Annotated in this window: 13 protein-coding genes; 5 read left to right on the forward strand and 8 right to left on the reverse strand. The window is 74.6% G+C overall.

Annotated features, from left to right (window positions below; genetic code table 11):
* Positions 1-87: 87 nt before the first annotated feature.
* Together cysC and GA0074696_RS07245 are read right to left on the reverse strand one after the other, a co-directional pair.
* Positions 88-1,617, reverse strand: coding sequence for an adenylyl-sulfate kinase (gene cysC / locus GA0074696_RS07240; RefSeq protein ID WP_088960373.1), 1,530 nt, complete (start codon positions 1,615-1,617; stop codon positions 88-90).
* Between the two features lie 97 nt (positions 1,618-1,714).
* Positions 1,715-2,293, reverse strand: a complete 579-nt coding sequence (locus tag GA0074696_RS07245; protein ID WP_088960374.1) for a DM13 domain-containing protein — start codon at positions 2,291-2,293, stop codon at positions 1,715-1,717.
* Between the two features lie 179 nt (positions 2,294-2,472).
* On the opposite strand from GA0074696_RS07245, the gene GA0074696_RS07250 reads away from it, so the two are divergent.
* Genes GA0074696_RS07250 through GA0074696_RS07265 form a run of 4 tightly spaced genes read left to right on the forward strand, consistent with a single transcriptional unit; the run spans position 2,473 to position 5,927 of the window.
* Entirely contained in the window at positions 2,473-3,387 is a 915-nt protein-coding gene (locus tag GA0074696_RS07250) for an ABC transporter ATP-binding protein (RefSeq protein ID WP_088960375.1), read from the forward strand.
* Complete coding sequence (locus tag GA0074696_RS07255; RefSeq protein WP_088960376.1) at positions 3,380-4,261, forward strand: ABC transporter permease; 882 nt, start codon at positions 3,380-3,382, stop codon at positions 4,259-4,261. Before GA0074696_RS07250 ends, GA0074696_RS07255 begins: the two co-directional genes overlap by 8 nt.
* Complete coding sequence (locus GA0074696_RS07260) at positions 4,258-5,217, forward strand: ABC transporter ATP-binding protein (protein ID WP_088960377.1); 960 nt, start codon at positions 4,258-4,260, stop codon at positions 5,215-5,217. The genes GA0074696_RS07255 and GA0074696_RS07260 overlap by 4 nt, the downstream gene beginning before the upstream one ends.
* Entirely contained in the window at positions 5,217-5,927 is a 711-nt protein-coding gene (locus GA0074696_RS07265; protein ID WP_088960378.1) for an ABC transporter permease, read from the forward strand. The genes GA0074696_RS07260 and GA0074696_RS07265 overlap by 1 nt, the downstream gene beginning before the upstream one ends.
* A 110-nt stretch (positions 5,928-6,037) precedes the next feature.
* Here the strand turns inward: GA0074696_RS07265 and valS are convergent, their stop codons facing one another.
* Together valS and GA0074696_RS07275 are read right to left on the reverse strand one after the other, a co-directional pair.
* The gene (valS, locus tag GA0074696_RS07270) at positions 6,038-8,602 is read right to left on the reverse strand and encodes a valine--tRNA ligase (RefSeq protein WP_088960379.1); all 2,565 of its coding nucleotides are present in this window, start codon (positions 8,600-8,602) and stop codon (positions 6,038-6,040) included.
* 56 nt (positions 8,603-8,658) lie between these two features.
* Positions 8,659-10,200, reverse strand: a complete 1,542-nt coding sequence (locus GA0074696_RS07275; protein WP_088960380.1) for a trypsin-like serine protease — start codon at positions 10,198-10,200, stop codon at positions 8,659-8,661.
* A 254-nt stretch (positions 10,201-10,454) separates the two neighbouring features.
* Here GA0074696_RS07275 and GA0074696_RS07280 point away from each other — a divergent pair, with 254 nt between their 5' ends.
* Positions 10,455-11,915 (forward strand): hypothetical protein, encoded by a 1,461-nt coding sequence (locus tag GA0074696_RS07280; protein WP_088960381.1) that lies wholly within the window; start codon positions 10,455-10,457, stop codon positions 11,913-11,915.
* On the opposite strand, the gene GA0074696_RS07285 is transcribed toward GA0074696_RS07280, so the two are convergent.
* From GA0074696_RS07285 to GA0074696_RS07300, 4 genes are read right to left on the reverse strand one after another with little or no spacing between them, the layout of a single operon-like run.
* Positions 11,912-13,786: an ABC transporter ATP-binding protein gene (locus tag GA0074696_RS07285; RefSeq protein WP_088960382.1), complete on the reverse strand. Its 1,875-nt coding sequence runs from the start codon at positions 13,784-13,786 to the stop codon at positions 11,912-11,914. The two genes, GA0074696_RS07280 and GA0074696_RS07285, sit on opposite strands and share 4 nt — an antisense overlap.
* Positions 13,783-15,588 carry an ABC transporter ATP-binding protein gene (locus GA0074696_RS07290; protein ID WP_088960383.1) on the reverse strand — a complete coding sequence of 602 codons (1,806 nt, stop codon included), beginning with the start codon at positions 15,586-15,588 and terminating at the stop codon, positions 13,783-13,785. Before GA0074696_RS07290 ends, GA0074696_RS07285 begins: the two co-directional genes overlap by 4 nt.
* 37 nt (positions 15,589-15,625) lie before the next feature.
* Entirely contained in the window at positions 15,626-16,135 is a 510-nt protein-coding gene (locus tag GA0074696_RS07295; protein WP_088960384.1) for a methylated-DNA--[protein]-cysteine S-methyltransferase, read from the reverse strand.
* Positions 16,132-17,625, reverse strand: a complete 1,494-nt coding sequence (locus tag GA0074696_RS07300; RefSeq protein WP_088960385.1) for a DNA-3-methyladenine glycosylase 2 family protein — start codon at positions 17,623-17,625, stop codon at positions 16,132-16,134. Before GA0074696_RS07300 ends, GA0074696_RS07295 begins: the two co-directional genes overlap by 4 nt.
* Positions 17,626-17,633 lie beyond the last annotated feature (8 nt).

Raw genomic sequence — 17,633 nt, forward strand, 5'->3', positions numbered from 1 at the left:
CGCACTCTCACACGCGCTCAAACGTGTTCCAACAAAGATGAACACTAGCGCGCAGGGGGCAGCGACGGAAGGTGACCCTGGCGGGAATCAGGCGGACTGGAGGCGGGGCTCCACCCAGCCGGTCTCGGTGAGGTGGTTCATCACCGACAGCACCGCCTCGTCGACGGTCAGGTCGGTGGTGTCTACCACGATCTCGGCGTCGGTCGGCTCCTCGTACGGGTCGTCGACGCCGGTCATCCCGGTGAGCAGGCCGGCCCGGGCCCGGGCGTACAGGCCCTTGCGGTCACGCCGCTCGCACACCTCCAGCGGGGTGGCCACGTGGACCAGCACGAAACCGGCCCCCGCCGCCAGCGCCATCTCCCGGGCGGTCGCCCGCGCCTGGGCGTACGGGGCGATCGGGCAGCAGATGCCCACCCCCCGGTGCCGGGCGACCTCGGCCGCCACCCAGCCGATCCGGCGGACGTTGGCGTCCCGATCCGCCCGGCTGAAGCCCAGCCCCGCCGACAGCTCCCGGCGCACCACGTCGCCGTCGAGCAGGGTCACCGTGCGGTCGCCCTGCTCCCGCAGCACGTCCGCCAGCCCACGGGCGATGGTCGACTTGCCGGAGCCGGACAGGCCGGTCAGGAACACCACCAGACCCCGGTGCCGCCGCGGCGGGCGGGCCCGGCTCAGCTCCTTGGCCACCGCCGGCGGGGTGTGCCACTCGGGCAGCGGGAAGCCCCGGTCCAGCAGGTCGTCGATCTCCTCCTGGCGCAGCGCCAGCCGCCGGTTGCGCGGCGGGATGTCCTCCCGCCAGCGCCACTGCCCGTCCCGGTTGTCGTAGGCCAGCTCGCGGGGCACCAGCACCCGCAGGCCGGCGCCGGAGAGCATCTCGCCGGTGGAGAGCAGGTGGGTCACCCCGTACGCGGCGGAGATCCGGGCCCGCAGCAGGGCGTCGCCGATCTCGTCGCGGCCGCGCGGCATCGGCACCGCGACCAGGGTCGCCGGGGGCATCCGGTCGCGGGCGGCGAAGACGCTGCGGACCAGGGCCTCCGACGGCAGGCCAGCGGAGCCGCCCTCACCTACCGGGATCATCACCAGCAGGTGGGCGCCCAGGGTACGGGCGGCGTGCGCGATCTGCGCCAGCTGCGGCCGGTGCAGGGGCCGGTCGGCGATCACGCCGAGCACCCGGCCCGGGGGCAGCAGCGCCCGGACCTCCTCCGGGCTGCGGCGCAGCCGCTGGAACGGGCCGTGCCCGCCGTCGCCGAGCCGGCTGACCGGGCCACCCACCCCGGCCACACCCTCGCGGGCCGCCCAGACGTCGGCGACCTCCAGCGCGGCCACCGGTGCACCCTCGCCGTCGCTGAGCACCAGCGTGCGGCGTCCCGGGTCGGCCGGGTCCAGCCCGGCGGCCAGCGCCGCCGGCACCTGGAGGGTCACCGGCACCGGCCACGGCGTGCCGTCGGCGAGCCGGCCGCGACGCTGCAGCGAGGCCAGGTCGGCGCGGGTCATGAAGCCGGTCAGCGGGGCGTACGCCCCGGTCAGCAACAGCTCCAGATCGGCCAGCTCACCCGGGCGCGGCGTGTACGCCGGCGCGTCCCGAAGCACCTCGTCGGGCAGCACCCACCCGTTGCTCATCCGTACCCCTCACTCGCCGACCGGCACACAGTTTCGCAGCCGACCGGCGATCGGTCGAGAGCGCCACTCCACTGCGGTCCGGGCGGTTGGGGACGGCTCAACCGGTCGGGGTGAGCGGGGCGGCCCCGAACGAGACCGCGAACCGCTTGCACCAGATGGACACGCTGGTCAGCCCGGCCAGATCGGTGCCCGGCGGGATGTCGTACGCCTGGTCGCCACGGTTGCCCTTGAGCCGGCCCAGCTCGACCCACCGGCCGTCGTCGAAGACGTCCCAGCCGGCGCGGCCGGCGCGGACCGGCTGATCGGTCAGCCAGACCCGCAGGTCCGGGCCGTTGGAGGTGGCCAGGCCCACCAGTTCCAGCCGGTGCCGCCCGTCACCGCCGCGGACGACCCGGGCGGTGCCCGAGGTGTCGTGCTCGTGGGTGACGAACTCGCCCCGGCTGAGCAGCGTCGGCCCCGCCGGGGTCGGCGTCGGCCCGGCCGGTCCCGCGCCCCCCGTGGGCGCGGGACCGGCCGACGGCGTGGCGGCCACGTCCACGTCGGACAGCCGCTCGGCGACCCGGGTGTCGGTGACCGCCTTCCAGGGCTGGAACCACCAGAGCCCGACGGCCGCCCCGGCGGCGAGAACGACGACGACGGCCCAGGTCAGCGGGGTACGCAGCAGGCGGGTGACCACGTCGCCCAGTCTGCCGGGCCCCGGCCGCCCCGGTCATCGGGCCGCCGGGTTACGAAACCCTTACCGAGGGCTCGGGCCGGGGCGCGGAATCCGACCGGTGTCCCCCGGACGGGTTCTCAGGGGCGACCCCGGGCGATTCCTGATACCCCCGCGGGCGTCGGCTTCCTACGCTGACGGGCGTGACACTCATAGCGACCGAGTCGCTGACCAAGACGTACGGGGGTCGGGTCACCGCGTTGGCCGACCTGACCGTCGCGGTGGAGCCCGGGATCATCGGCCTGGTGGGCGCGAACGGCGCCGGCAAGTCGACCCTGATCAAGATCCTGCTGGGCCTGCTCGCCCCGACCAGCGGCCGGGTCTCCGTGCTCGGCCTCGACCCGACCACCGACCCGGCGACCGTACGGGCCCGGGTGGGTTACATGCCCGAGCACGACGCGCTGCCGCCCGACCTCACCGCCGCCGAGCTGGTCACCCACCTCGGCCGGATCAGCGGCCTGCCCCGGACGACGGCCCGCGAGCGGGCGTCCGAGGCGCTGCGGCACGTCGGCCTCTACGAGGAGCGCTACCGGCCGGTCGGCGGCTACTCGACCGGCATGAAGCAGCGGGTCAAGCTGGCTCAGGCCCTGGTGCACGACCCGGACCTGCTGCTGCTCGACGAGCCGACCAACGGCCTCGACCCGGCCGGCCGGGACGACATGCTCGCGCTGGTGCACCGGATCGGCACCGAGTTCGGCATCTCCGTGCTGGTCTGCTCGCACCTGCTCGGCGAGGTGGAGCGGATCTGCGACACGCTGGTCGCCATCGACGGCGGGCGGCTGCTGCGGGCCGGCCCGATCGCCGCCATGACCACCGCCACCGACGTGCTCGCCGTCGAGGTCAGCGAGGGTACGGACGAGCTGGCCACCCGGCTCGCCGCGCTCGACCTGCCGGTCAGCCGGGACGGGCGGATGCTGCTCGTCCCGCTCGCCGACGAGGCCACCTACGACCTGATCCTCGGCGCGGTCGCCGAGCTGGACCTGCCGCTGCACCGGCTCGACCAGCGGCGGCACCGGGTGGCCGAACTCTTCGCCACGAGGGAGCCCAGCCATGTCTGAGCCGACCGGCGTCATCCACGACATCGGCTACCAGCGCTACACCGGCCCCCGCCTCGGCCGCCGGCACGTCTTCGGCGCGCTCTACCTGCACGGCCTGCGGACCGCCTTCGGGCTGGGCCGCAGCGCCAAGGCCAAGATCTTCCCCTGGCTGGTGGTCGGCATCGTCACCATGGTGGCCGCCGGCGCCACCGCGGTCCGCAGCCAGATCGGCGAGGTGGTGATGACGTACGCCCAGTTCGCCGACTCGATGAGCTGGCTGGTCATCTTCTTCGCCGCGGTGGCCGCGCCGGAGCTGGTCTCCCGCGACCTGCGCAGCGGCGTGCTGCCGCTGTACTTCTCCCGGCCGCTGCCGCGCGGCGACTACGCCCTGGCCAAGCTGCTGGCCCTGGTCAGCGCGCTCTGGCTGCTGCTCGGCGCGCCGCAGCTGGTGATGTTCCTCGGCGCGGCGTTCACCACCGGCGACGGGATGCGCGGCGTCTGGAACGAGCTGCTCGACCTGCTGCCGGGGCTGCTCTACGCCGGCCTCTGGGCGGTCGTCTTCGCCTCGGTCGGCCTGCTGGTCGCCTCGCTCACCGGCAAGCGGGCGTTCGCGGCCGGCGGGATCGTGGCGGTCTTCCTGATGACCACCCCGATCGTCGGCACCCTGTCCATCCTGCCCTCCCGCACCGTCAACGAGCTGGCCGGACTGGGCTCGCCGTCGACCATCGTGCAGGGGGTCGGCATCTGGTCGCTGGGCGACCTGCTGGTCTCCGAGGACCAGGGTGGACCGGACATCGGCGGCTTCGGCCCGGTCTACGCCCTCGCCGCCGTGCTGCTGGTCGCCGGCTGCGTCGCCCTGCTGCTGCTGCGATACCGGAAGGTGGCCGCCCGATGACCACGATCAGCGCCGATCCCACGGCGAGCGTCCCGACCACCACCACCAGCACCCTCGACCTGGCCGGGGTGTCCCGCTGGTACGGCAACGTGGTGGCGGTCAACGACATCACCATGCGGCTGGGCCCCGGGGTGACCGGCCTGCTCGGGCCGAACGGCGCCGGCAAGACGACCCTGCTGCACATGATGGCCGGCTTCCTCGCCCCGTCCCGGGGCGCGGTGACCCTGGACGGTGAGCCGACCTGGCGCCACCCGGAGGTCTACCGCCGGCTCGGGCTGGTCAGCGAGCGGGAGGCGGTGCACACCTTCCTCACCGCGTACGAGTTCGTGCTGGCCAGCGCGAAGCTGCACCGGCTGCCCGACCCGGCGGCGGCAGCCCGACGGGCGATCGCCCTGGTCGAGCTGGAGGGAGCCCAGGACCGGCGGATCGGGACGTACTCCAAGGGCATGCGGCAGCGCGCCCGGGTCGCCGCGGCGCTGGTGCACGACCCGCAGGTGCTGCTGCTCGACGAGCCGTTCAACGGGATGGACCCGCGCCAGCGGCTGCACATGATGGGGTTGCTGCACTCTCTCGGCGACGCGGGCCGGACGATCCTGTTCAGCTCGCACATCCTGGAGGAGGTCGAGCAGGTCTCCGGCACCGTGCAGGTGATGGTGGCCGGCCGGCTCGCCGCCTCCGGGGACTTCCGGACCATCCGCCGGCTGATGACCAACCGGCCGCACGTGTTCACCGTCCGCTCCACCGACGACCGCGCGTTGGCGGTCGCGCTGATGGCCGAGCCCTCGGTCACCGGCGTCGAGCTGGATCGCACCGGCCTGACCGTCAAGGCCGGCGACTACGGCGCCTTCACCCGGGCGCTGCCGAAGATCGCGCTGGCCCACGGCGTCCGGGTCCGGCAGTTGCTGCCCGAGGACGAGTCCCTGGAGAGCGTCTTCTCCTACCTGGTGGAGGCCTGATGTCGACCGTTTCCTGGATCACCGCGCGCGGGCTGTTCGGCCGGCGTCGCTTCCTGATCCTGCTGCCGTTGCCGCTCCTGCTGCTCGGGCTGGCGATGCTCTGCCGGTCGCTCGGGGTCGAGCCGGGTGACTGGGGGCCGCCGGTGCTGGTCGGCCTCGGCCTGGCCGTGGTGCTGCCGGTGGTCTCCCTGATCGTGGGCACCGGCGTGCTGGGGGCCGAGATCGACGACGGCACCGTGGTGCACATCCTCACCAAGCCGCTGCCGCGCTGGCAGATCGTGCTGCCGAAGCTCGCGGTGGCCACCGTGGTCAGCGCGACCACCGTCGCCGTGCCGCTCTTCGTCGCGGGCGTGCTCGCCGATTCGGTACGCCTCGGGCTGGCCCTCGCCGCCGCATCGGCGCTCGGCGCGCTGGCGTACTCGGCGCTGTTCCTGGCGCTGAGCCTGCTCACCCGACGGCCGGTCCTGCTCGGCCTGGTCTACGTGCTGATCTGGGAGGGGCTGCTGGGCAACTTCGTCCGCGGCACGAAGGTGCTCTCGGTCCAGCAGTGGGTGGTCGCCATGGCCGACCGGATGGCCCCCACCGACCTGCTGTCGACCACCGTCTCCGTCCCCGTCGCGGCGGTGCTGACCGGCGTCGTCGCGGTCGGCTTCACCGTCCTGGCGATCGACCGCCTCCGCTCCTTCTCCATGGCCGGCGAAACCAGCTGACCCCACCCACCCCCACCCCACCCCGGGATGCACTTTCAGAGAAAGAGTGGCCGCAGCGCCCTGAATGGCCACTCTTTCTCTGAAACTGCGCGCACCTCGGGGGTGGGGGGTTAGAAGGCGGAGGCGATTACCAGGTCGGGGGTGCGGTCGGGGAGCAGGTCGAGTTTGGTGATGCGGCCGGCGGCGCGGAGGTCGTCGGCGATCAGGGTGAGCTGCTCCAGCAGGGCGGCGGGGCCGAGCGCCTCGGCCAGCGGCACCTCCGCCTTCATCGACAGCTTCCGTTCCGACTTGGCCCGGCGCACCTGGCCCAGCGCGTCCCCGGCCAGCCGCAGCAGTTGCGGGTCGGCGGTGCCCTCGATCGCCCGCCCCACCTCGTACGTGGTCGGCCAGGTGGCCCGGTGCACCGAGCCGTACCGCCACCACGACCAGACCTCCTCGGCCACGTACGGCAGGACCGGGGCGAAGAGCCGCAACTGCACCGACAGCGCGGTGGCCAGCGCCGCCCGCGCCGACTCGGCACCCGGCCCGGAGCCGTAGGCGCGCTCCTTCACCAGCTCGATGTAGTCGTCGCAGAACCGCCAGAAGAACGCCTCGGTGACCTGGAGCGCCGCCGTGTGGTCGTACGAGTCGAAGGCGGACGTCGCGGCGGCGACCACGCCGGAGAGTTCGGCGAGCATGGCGGTGTCCAGCGGCGCGGTCGCCGGAGCGCGCAACGCGTCCGCGGCGCCCAGCCCCAGGGCGAACCGGGAGGCGTTGAGCAGCTTGGTGGCGAGCCGCCGACCCACCTTGATCTGCGCCGGGTCGAAGGCCAGGTCCATGCCGGGCTTGCCGTTGGCCGCCCAGTACCGCACCGCGTCGGAGCCGTGCTGCTCCAGCAGCGCCATCGGGGTCACCACGTTCCCCTTGGACTTGGACATCTTCTTCCGGTCCGGGTCGAGGATCCAGCCGGAGAGCACGGCGTCCCGCCAGGGCAGCACGCCGTGCTCCAGGTGGGCGCGGACCACGGTGGAGAAGAGCCAGGTCCGGATGATGTCGTGCCCCTGCGGGCGCAGGTCCATCGGGAAGACCCGGCTGAACAGGTCCGGGTCGGTCTCCCACCCGCCGACGATCTGCGGGGTCAGCGAGGAGGTCGCCCAGGTGTCCAGCACGTCCGGGTCGCCGACGAAGCCACCCGGCAGCCCGCGCTGCGACTCCTCGAAACCGGGCGCGGGATCGCTGGACGGATCGACCGGCAACATCGCCTCGTCCGGTGTGAGAGGGTGGGACCAGTCCGGCTCGCCAACGTCGTCGAGCCGGTACCACACCGGCACCGGCACCCCGAAGAAGCGCTGCCGGCTGACCAGCCAGTCACCGGTCAGCCCGCCCACCCAGTGGTCGTACCGGTGCTTCATGTGCTCCGGCACCCAGCGCAGCTCGCCGCCCCGGGCCAGCAACTGTTCCCGCAGGCCGGCGTCCCGCCCGCCGTTGCGCAGGTACCACTGGCGGGTCGAGACGATCTCCAGTGGCCGGTCGCCACGCTCGTAGAACTTCACCGGGTGGGTGATCGCGCGCGGCTCGCCGACCAGGTCACCGGCGTCGGCCAGCAACTGCACCATGGTCCGCCGGGCCCCGTTGACGGTCTGCCCGGCCAGGGCGGCGTACGGCTCGGCCGGCACTCCGTGCGGCGGCTCCGGCAGCAGCCGGCCGTCCCGGCCGATCACCACCCGGGTGTCCAGCTGCAGCTCCCGCCACCAGGTCACGTCGGTCAGGTCGCCGAAGGTGCAGACCATCGCGATGCCGGTGCCCTTGGCCGGGTCCGCCACCGGGTGCGCGCGCACCGGCACCTCGACAGCGAAGATCGGGCTACGCACCGAGCGGCCCACCAGGTCCGCGTACCGCTCGTCGTCGGGGTGGCAGACCAGCGCCACGCAGGCCGGCAGCAGCTCCGGCCGGGTGGTGTCGATGAGCACCTCGCGCCCGCCCGGCCCGGTGAACCGCAGCCGGTGGTACGCCCCGGGCCGCTCCCGGTCCTCCAGCTCCGCCTGGGCCACCGCGGTGGCGAAGCCGACGTCCCAGAGCGTCGGCGCCTCCGCCTGGTACGCCTCGCCCCGGGCCAGGTTGCGCAGGAACGCCCGCTGGCTGGTCGCCCGCGCCACCCGCCCGATGGTCGTGTACGTCAGCGACCAGTCCACCGACAGCCCGAGCCGCCGCCACAGCGCCTCGAAGACCTGCTCGTCGGCGGCGGTCAGCCGTTCGCACAGCGCCACGAAGTTGCGCCGGTCGATCGGCGTCGGGTCCTTGCGCCGCTCCTCGCTCACCGGCGTCGCGGGCGGCTGCCAGTGCGGGTCGTACGGCAGCGACGGGTCGCAGCGCACCCCGTAGACGTTCTGCACCCGCCGTTCGGTGGGCAGGCCGTTGTCGTCCCAGCCCATCGGGTAGAAGACCGTCCGGCCGCGCATCCGCTGGAAGCGGGCCACCATGTCGGTGTGCGTGTACGAGAAGACGTGCCCCATGTGCAGCTCGCCCGATACGGTCGGCGGCGGGGTGTCGATCGCGTACACGTCCGACCGCTCCTTCGAGCGGTCGAACGCGTACGTGCCCTCCTCCTGCCAGTGGCGCGCCCAGGTCTCCTCGAGCCCGTCCAGGGTCGGACGCTCGGGGACGCCGGCGCGGGCCGTCCTCGCCGTATCAGTCATCCGTCGATCGTAGGCAGCCCGCGTCGCCCTGCCCACGGCTTATCCGCCGGTGTCGCCTAACGGTTCGAGGACCCGATCGGGTTGAGCAGCGGGCCCCGGGTGGCGAGCTGGATGCCGAGGCCGGTGTTGGCGTTCACCCGGTCCAGGATGGTGGAGACCGGCATGTAGTAGTTCTGCTCGTTCGGGTTCGTGCAGGCGCCGCTGCCCGGGTCGCCGTCGTTCAGGATGCCGAGCGCCCGGCCGTCGGACTCGGTGAAGAGCGGGCCGCCGCTGTCACCGGGGCGGGCGCAGACCCGCACGCCGATGCGGCCGTTGGTCTTGCTGGTGACCGTGCCGCAGCGGGTGCCGGGGACGTAACCGGCGCCCGCCCCGGAGTCGACGTACACCTCGCCCGCCTTGGGCGTGTACCCCGAGCCGGTCGCGCAGACGACCCAACCGATCTGGACCGCGCTGTAGGCGGTGTACCCGGTGATCTTCACGTCGTGGCTGTCCGTGGTGGCGCAGGCCGGGTTGTCCGTCACGCAGAAGTAGTTGACCAGGCTGGCCTGGTCGCCGCCGCTCCGCCGCGGGTACGCCCACCGGTCGATCGCGCCGTCCTGGTACGGGATCACCGCGTAGTCGTACGTGGTGGTGTTCTCGGCCAGCACCGGGCTGGTCGACTCCACGCCGACCGGCACCTTCGGTCCGAGGAACTGGTGCCAGGTCCGGTCGACGTTCAGGTGCCGCCCGCCGACCACGCAGTGCCCGGCGGTCAGCAGGTAGTACCGCCCGGACCGCGCCCGCAGGTTGAAGGCGCTGGTGCAGCCGCCGACCGTGCCGTCGTCCCGGGGCACGTCCAGCCGGATGCCGCCGCGCATCGGCGCCTGGGCGCAGTTGAGCGGGTCGCACGACTTCTCGATCGAGGGCGGAATCTGTCGGGTCCGGGCCGGCACCCCGGCGGCCTCGATCGCGCCGGCCAGCCGGGCGTCGTCCGCCGCGACCGCGCCGCCGGTGAGGACCAGCACCTCGTTGGCCTGCTCGTCGACCACCACGTCGGTGCCGGCGGTCACGCCGAGCGCGCCGGCCGCGCGGGCCGCCGCCTCGGTGAGGTCGCGCAGCGAGTGGCGCACCGGGACGACCTTCACGTGGGCGGCGTCCGGCACCCCGGCGACCGCCTTCGCGACCGGAGCCGGGTCGGTGGCCGCGATGGTGAGGACGCCGCCGCCGGCCTGGTCCAGCCACATGCCGGCGTACTCGGTGGGGTAGCTCGCGGCGAGGGTGGCCGCGAGCGGCGCGGAGAACTCCTGGAGGGCGACCCGGCGGGCCGCCTCGTCCTGGCTGACCCGGTAGCGGTTGCTCAGGTAGGCCACCGAGGCGGGCGCGTCCTTCGCCACCTCAGCGGCGGGTCGCCCGACGGCCGTGACCGGTCGCGTGTCCACCGTGGAGCGCCCCGCGCCGGCTCGGCTGCCGATGCCGCTGTCCGCGCCGGGCGCCGCATCCGCCGGGGCCGTCCCGGCGGTGGCCGATTCGACCGCGCCCGCCGTCACGGCGGCCGGCACCGGACCGGCGTCGTCCTCCCGCGCCAGCGCGACCGTCGCCGCGCCCACCGTGCTGATCACCAATGCCGCCGCGACAACCACTCGTCGTCGGATCCGCACGCCGCAACCTCCCCGTGTTTTCGGCTGTGCCCGACCGGCCGGACGTCGCCCTGGGGCGATCGCCGGGCCGATCAACGCACGGCAGTCTAGCCGGGCGACCCGTCCACGGGGTGCCGGTCTCGGGGCAGCGCCCGCGCCGGTGGCCGTGCGAGCATCAGCCACCACGCGGGGAGAGCGGCCAGGATCGCGGGGTCCTGTACACCGGAAGGCGGTCCATGGACGAGGTGGGTGTACGCCGGGCGTGGTGGGACTGGCCCGCGCTGGTGGAGGCGTTGGCGGCATTCGCCGTCGGCATGGCGTTCATGGTCCCGGCTTGGCAGTTCCCGGGAACGGCCGGCTACGGCGACCTGTTCCAGAGTTCGCTGATCCCGCTGGCCGCGCTCGCGTGCGCGCTGCTGGTGGTCGGGGTGTCGACGACCGCGCTGCTGCCGCGCCTGCCGGCGTGGCCGTTGGTCGTGGGTGCCCTGCTGGTCGCCCTGGCCGCCGACGGGATCGCCGACGGTGCGGAGTTGGTGCTCACCGACCACCGCCCCGTGGCGCGGATCGTCGCGGTGCTCGCCGGTCTGGAGGTGGGGCTGGCGCTGGGCGGCGTCCTGCTGGCCGTCGCGCAGGCCCCCCGGTCGGTCCGGTGGCTGATCAGCGGCGGGCTGGCCGCCGGTCTGGTGCTGCAACCGGTGAGCGTGGCGACGGTCCATGCTCTGGTGCGCGGCCGGGAGTCGGTGTCCCCGGTGACGGCGCAGCTCGGGTTCGCCGCGCTCGCGGCGGTCTGCGCAGCCCTCGTCGCGTACCGGCGGGGTCGGTACGCGCCGCTGCCCACGTCGGGCCGACCGGCGGTCGCCCCGGTGGTCGTGGTGGGCGCGGCGGGCGCGCTCGTCGGGGCCGGCCTGGCCGTCCGGTCCGCGCTGTCGGGCGGCTCCCCGCTCCCGAACAGCCTGTCCGGCCACGACCGCCAGCAGGCGCTGGCGGGGTTCGGCCAGTGGTCCCTGGTGCTGCTGGTGGTGGCCGTCGGCGTGCTGCTTCTCGGCCACGCGTACCGGGTCGGTGGGGTGGTCGCGGCCCGCTGGGTGCTGCTCTGCCTCGGCGCCGGCCCGGTAGCCCTCCTCGCGGCGCAGACGACCAGTGCGGCGCGGGCCGAAACCGGGTATCCGCTGGTCCTCGCGGCGGTCGCCGCCGTCACCGCGGGCGCCGCGTTCGGCCGGTACGCCCCCGCCCGGGCCGTGCCGTGGGACGCCCTCGGCCTGCTGGTGGCCGCGGTCGCCGGGTTCCTGTCCACCCCGGCGGTCCGCACCGAGTTGCCGTCCCTGCGACTGCTGACCGTCGCCGGTCTTGGCCTCGCTCTCTCGTTCGGGCTGAGCCAGGCCGCCTGGGGGCTGCCCGGGCCGGACAGCGACCGTACGCTGGTGCTCCGGATCCTGGTCACCGGCCCGGCCGCGCTCGTGCTCTCCGCGCTCGCGCTGGCACCGGTGGTCATCCGGTCGCTCTCCGGCGTTCCCGAGGATGAGTCGCTGCTCACGGTTCCGGGTCACGCGGCGGCGGTCGCCGTGCTCCTGGTGCTGCTCCTCGGCATCAGCCGGGCGGTGGAGCGGTTCGGCCGCGACCCGGGCGTCGAGCCGGGCACCGGCACGGCGTCGCCCGCGCCGGTCTCCCCGGGCGGCGCCGGCGGACCAACCCGCTAGACCAGCGAGTCGCGCCACTGCCGGTGCAGGGCGGCGTACCGGCCACCGGCGGCGGCGAGCCGCGCGGGCGGTCCGTCCTCCACCACCCGACCGCCGTCGAGGACCAGCACCCGGTCGGCGGTCTCGACCGTGGAGAGCCGGTGCGCGATCACCAGCGCGGTGCGGTCGCGCAGCACGGTGGCGAGTGCCCGCTGCACCAGCCGCTCGGTCGGCACGTCCAGCGACGAGGTCGCCTCGTCGAGGATCAGCACCCGCGGGTCGGCCAGGAACGCCCGGGCGAACGCGACGAGCTGCCGCTGCCCGGCGGAGAGCCGGCCGCCGCGTCGGTGCACCTCGGTGGCGTACCCGTCGGGAAGCGCGGCGATGAAGTCGTGCGCGCCGATCGCCCGCGCGGCGGCCTGCACCGCCGCGTCGTCGGCGCCGGGGCGGCCGAACCGGATGTTCTCCGCCACCGTGCCGCTGAACAGGTGGTTCTCCTGGGTCACCAGCACCACCGCGCGGCGCAGCTCCGGGTCGGCCAGGTCGCGCAGGTCGATCCCGTCCAGCTCGACGGCGCCGCTGTCCGGGTCGTGGAAGCGGGCCAGCAGCTTGGCGACGGTGGACTTGCCCGCCCCGGTCGGCCCGATCAGCGCGACCGTCTGCCCGGCCGGCACCCGCAGGTCCAGCCCGAGCAGGATCGGCGTGCCCGGCCGGTAGCCGAAGGAGACCGACCGGAACGCCACGGCCCCGCGTCCCGGCCCGGTGGGCAGCGGCACCGGCTGCGCCGGTTCGGGTACGCCGGGCCGCTCGTCGAGCACCCCGGCCAGCTTCTCCAGCGCCGCCGTCGCCGACTGCAACGAGTTGTAGAACTGGCTCAGCTCCTGCATCGGCTCGAAGAAGCGGCGCAGGTAGAGCAGGAAGGCGGCGAGCACCCCCACCTCCGTCGCGCCGTCGAGCACCCGCCAGCCGCCGTACCCGAGCACCACCGCCACGGTGACGTTGCCGATCACCTTGATCCCCGGCGAGTACGTGGCGATCAGGCGGAACGCCCGCAGGTTGGCCCGCCGGTACCCGTCGTTGACCGCCCCGAAGATCTGCTGGTTGCGCGGTTCCCGGCGGTACGCCTGCACGGCGCGGATGCCCCGCAGCGACTCCACGAAGTGCACGATGACCAGCGCCACCGCCTCCCGGCTGCGCCGGTACGCGTCGGCCGACGCGCGGGCGAACCAGCGGGACAGCAGGTAGAGGAACGGGAAGGCGAGCAGGGTGACCGCGGCCAGCGGCAGGTCCAGCCAGAGCAGGATGGCGGCCACGGAGAGCACCGACAGCGCGGCGGTCACCAGGCTGTCGATGCCGCCGTCGACCAGCTCGGCGATGGATTCCAGGTCGCTGGTCAGCCGGGACACCACCCGGCCGGAGGTGTAGCGCTCGTGGAAGCCCACGGAGAGGCCCAGGAAGTGCCCGTACACCCGCCGGCGCAGCTCCAGCAGGACGGCCTGGCCGATCCGCGCGGAGAGGGTGAGGAAGCCGCGCCGGGCCGCGTACTCGGTCACGGCCGCGACCACGAAGGCGCCGGCGACGGCGGCCAGTGGGCGCGCGTCGCCGGCCCGCAGCGGCGCGATGGCCCGGTCGATGCCGAGCATGACCAGGTACGGCCCGGACATGGCGGCCGCGTTCTGCGCCAGCAGCAGGCCCACGGCCAGGCCCAGCCGGCCCCGGTGCGGGCGCAGCAGCTCGCCCAGCAGCACCCGGCTGCGGGCGCGCAGCCGGGCCACCGCTTCGGGTGCGGTGTCCTCGGCGCGGCTGCGGTCGGTGTCCGGGTCGGTGGCCAGCCCCCGCCAGCGGGACAGATCCGGTGGCTCGGTCCGCTGCCGGGGCAGCCGGGGTGTCACGAGCGCACCAGGCCGTCCGTGGAGTTCGGCTCGGCGGAGAGCACCGCCCGGTACGCGGGCACGGTGGCGAGCAGCTCGGAGTGCCGCCCCACCGCGGCGATCCGGCCCCCGTCGAGCAGCGCCACCCGGTCGGCCAGCGCGACGGTCGACGGTCGGTGCACCACCAGCAGCGCGGTGGTGTCCCGCAGCACCCGTCTCAGCGCCGCCTCGACCAGCGCCTCGGTGTGCACGTCCAGGGCGGAGAGCGGGTCGTCCAGCACGAGCAGCGCGGGCCGGCCGAGCACCGCCCGGGCCAGCGCGAGCCGTTGCCGCTGCCCGCCGGAGAGCGACAGCCCCTGCTCGCCGACCCGGGTCGCCAGCCCCCACGGCAGGTCGTACGCGAAGTCGGCCTGGGCCAGCGCCAGCGCGGCCCGCACCTCCTCCTCGTCGGCGTCCGGGCGGCCCAGGGTGAGGTTCTCCCACACCGACATGGAGAACAGCGTCGGCTCCTCGAAGGCCACCCCGACCAGCCGGCGCAGCGAGGCCAGCCGCAGGTCGCGCAGGTCGTGCCCGTCCAGGGTGATCCGCCCGCCGGTCACCTCGTGCAGCCGGGGCACCAGGGAGAGCAGGGTGCTCTTGCCGCTCCCGGTCGCGCCCACCAGCGCCAGCGTCTCGCCCGGCTCCACGGTCAGCTCGATCTCCCGCAGCACCGGCTCGGGGGCGCCGGGATAGCGGAACGAGACGGCCTCGAAGCGCAGCCGGCCCCGCACCGCCGCCGGGGCGAGCGTGACCGCGTGCGGGGCGTCCACGATGGACGGCGGGGTGTCCAGCACCTCCTGGATCCGGTCGGCCGCGGTCGCCGCCTCCTGGGCGTTCGCGATGATCCAGCCCAGCGACTGCACCGGCCAGATCAGCATCAGTTGCAGGCTGACGAAGGCGACCAGCTCGCCGATGGTGAGGGTGCCCCGGGCGGCGAGCGCCGCACCGCAGACCAGCACCACGCCGAGGGTCAGGTTGGGCACCAGGTCGAGCAGCGCGGAGGTACGGGCCAGCAGCCGGGCCTTGTCGACGCCGGTGTCGTGCAGCGCGCGGGCCCGCTCGCCGAACCGGGCGGCCAGTTCGGGCCCCCGCCCGTATGCCTTCATGGTGCGCAGGCCCTGCGCGGTCTCCTCGACCAGGGTGGCCACGTCGCCCTGCTGGTCCTGCATCCGGCGGGACGCGGCGTGGTAGTGCCGGGCGAACCGCCGACTGATCAGGAACAGCGGCACCGCGCTGGCCGCCACCAGCAGCCCCAGCGGGCCGTGCAGCCGGATCAGCAGGGCCACCACCGCGAGGTAGGTGATCAGGTTGAGTACCAGGAAGAGCAGGCCGAAGGAGAGGAACCGGCGGATCACCGACAGGTCGCTGGTGACCCGGGAGAGCAGCTGGCCGGACTGCCACCGGTCGTGGAAGCCGGCCGGGAGCCGTTGCAGATGGGCGTAGATGTCGGCGCGGATGGCCGACTCCATGCCCACCGAGGAGGAGGACTGGGCCCACCGCCGGATGAAGATCAGCAGCGCCTCGGCGAGCCCGAGCAGCAGGGCCAGGCCGCTGAGGCGGAGCAGCCCGTCCGCGTCGTGTCGGGCGATCGGGCCGTCGACCACCCGCTGCACCACCAGCGGCACCGCCAGGCCGGCCGCGGTGGCGGCCAGCGCCGCGAGCAGCAGCAGGCACCACTCCACCGCGTACGGGCGCAGGTAGGGGCCCAGTCGCCGGAGGTTGTGCAGCGGGCGCGGCCGGGCGTCCACCCGGTGGGTCGGGTCGCCGTCGCGCTGCGCGGGCACTACCCGACGGTAGCGTCAGATGACGGCCGCGCCGGTGTCAGCTTGCCGTCAGCCGCCGTTCGTGACCGAGCAGCCATTCCTTGACGTCCAGTCCCCAGCGGTAGCCGCCGAGCGTCCCGTCGGTGCGCAGCACCCGGTGGCAGGGGACGAAGAGGGCGGCGGCGTTGCGGGCGCAGGCGGCGGCCGCCGCCCGTACGGCGGCCGGCCGGCCGGCCAGCCCGGCGAACCCGGTGTACGTCACCGGTTCGCCCGGCTTCACCTCGCGCAGCACCTCCCAAGCGTAGGTCATGAACGCTCCGCCGCTGTGCTGCCGCACCGGCACCCCGTCGATGGCGGTCAGGTCACCGTCCAGGTAGGACCGGACGGCGACGGTGACGGGGCCGAGGTCGGTGCGGTGCCGCAGCGCCCCGCGCAGGCTCGGATGCACCAGCGGGAGCAGGTTCTCCGGGGCCGGGGTGAAGCCGGCCGCCCGAACGGCCCCGTCCGGGCCGGCCAGGATGCTCAGCGGGCCGACGGGGGTGTCGATGACGGTGCTGTCGATGCTCATGCTGCTCTCCAGAGTCGGATCACCGCGTACGAGCGCCAGGGGCGCCAGCGTTCGGCGTGGGTGTCGAGGGTCTTCGGGTCGGTGGGCAGGCCGAGGGCGGCGGCGCCCCGGCGTACGGCCAGGTCGGTGGGGAGCAGGACGTCCGGGTCGCCGAGGGCGCGCATGGCCACGTAGCCGGCGGTCCAGGATCCGATCCCGGGCACGGCGGTCAGTCGCCGGAACACCTCTTCCCGGTCTCCGCCCGGGTCGAGGTCGATCTCGCCGGAGGCGACGGCCCGGGCCAGCGCCCGCACCGTCTCCCGCCGCCCGGCCGGCATCCCGAACGCCGAGTCCGGCAACTCCGCCACCTCCGCCGCCCGGAGGAATCCCCGCAGCCCCGGTCGATCATGAGGTTGACCGGGGTTCTGGAGGTTCACCTCGCCGTCAACCTCATGATCGACGGGTGGCTGCGGGATGGGGGCGGCGGTGAGGAGGCGGGTGAGGGTGGTGCGGGCGGAGCGGACGGAGACCTGCTGGCCGACCACGGCACGCAGGGCCGCCTCGAAGCCGTCCACCGCGCGGGGCAGGCGGATGCCGGGCTCGGCCGCGACCGCGGCGGCCAGGGCCGGGTCGGCGGCGAGGGTCTCGTCGATGGCCTGCGGGTCCGCGTCGAGGTCGAGCAGCCGGCGGCAGCGGGCCACCGCGGGGGCCAGGTCGCGCATGTCGGCCAGGCGCAGGGTCGCCGAGACGTGGCCGGCCGCCGGGGTCAGCGCCACCTCCGCCGCGCCGTGCGGCAGTCGCAACCCCCGGTGGTACGTCCCGTCGCGTACCTCCTCCACGCCGGGCAGCGCGCGGAGCGCGAGGAAGTCCAGCAGCGCGGCGGCGTGCAGCGGTGGCCGGTACGCCAGCCGCAGCGTGATCGTCCCCGCGCCGCCCGCCACCGACCGGCCGCCCCGCGCCACCCGCAGCTCCGACGGGGCGGTGCCGAAGACCTCGCGGACCGTGTCGTTGAACTGCCGGACGCTGCCGAACCCGGCCGCGAAGGCGATCTCGGCCATGCCCAGCCCGGTCGTCTCGATCAGGGTGCGGGCGGTCTGCGCCCGCTGGGCCCGGGCCAGCGCCAGCGGGCCGGCCCCCAGTTCGGCGCGGAGCATCCGGTGCAGGTGCCGCTCGGTGTAGCCGAGCCGGGTGGCCAGCCCCGGTACGCCGTCCCGGTCGACCACCCCGTCGGCGATCAGCCGGACGGCCCGGCCCACCACGTCGGCCCGGACGTCCCACTGCGGCGAGCCGGGCGCCGCGTCCGGGCGGCAGCGGCGGCAGGCGCGCAGCCCGGCGCCCTGCGCGGCGGCGGCCGACGGGAAGAACCGGACGTTCTGCCGCTTCGGCGTCATCGCCGGGCAGGACGGCCGGCAGTAGATCCCGGTCGACGTCACGCCGGTGTAGAACCAGCCGTCGAAGCGCTGGTCACGGCTGTCCACGGCCCGGTAGCACCGCTCGAAGTCCAACTCCATGCCACCGA

The sequence above is a fragment of the Micromonospora purpureochromogenes genome (assembly GCF_900091515.1).
GTDB lineage: Bacteria > Actinomycetota > Actinomycetes > Mycobacteriales > Micromonosporaceae > Micromonospora > Micromonospora purpureochromogenes.

Bases quoted from the DNA above. Each gene is read 5' to 3' on its own strand.
- cysC (WP_088960373.1), bottom strand. From the start codon at position 1,617: ATGAGCAACGGGTGGGTGCTGCCCGACGAGGTGCTTCGGGACGCGCCG.
- GA0074696_RS07255 (WP_088960376.1), top strand. From the start codon at position 3,380: ATGTCTGAGCCGACCGGCGTCATCCACGACATCGGCTACCAGCGCTAC.
- GA0074696_RS07260 (WP_088960377.1), top strand. From the start codon at position 4,258: ATGACCACGATCAGCGCCGATCCCACGGCGAGCGTCCCGACCACCACC.
- GA0074696_RS07265 (WP_088960378.1), top strand. From the start codon at position 5,217: ATGTCGACCGTTTCCTGGATCACCGCGCGCGGGCTGTTCGGCCGGCGT.
- valS (WP_088960379.1), bottom strand. From the start codon at position 8,602: ATGACTGATACGGCGAGGACGGCCCGCGCCGGCGTCCCCGAGCGTCCG.
- GA0074696_RS07280 (WP_088960381.1), top strand. From the start codon at position 10,455: ATGGACGAGGTGGGTGTACGCCGGGCGTGGTGGGACTGGCCCGCGCTG.
- GA0074696_RS07295 (WP_088960384.1), bottom strand. From the start codon at position 16,135: ATGAGCATCGACAGCACCGTCATCGACACCCCCGTCGGCCCGCTGAGC.
- GA0074696_RS07300 (WP_088960385.1), bottom strand. From the start codon at position 17,625: ATGGAGTTGGACTTCGAGCGGTGCTACCGGGCCGTGGACAGCCGTGAC.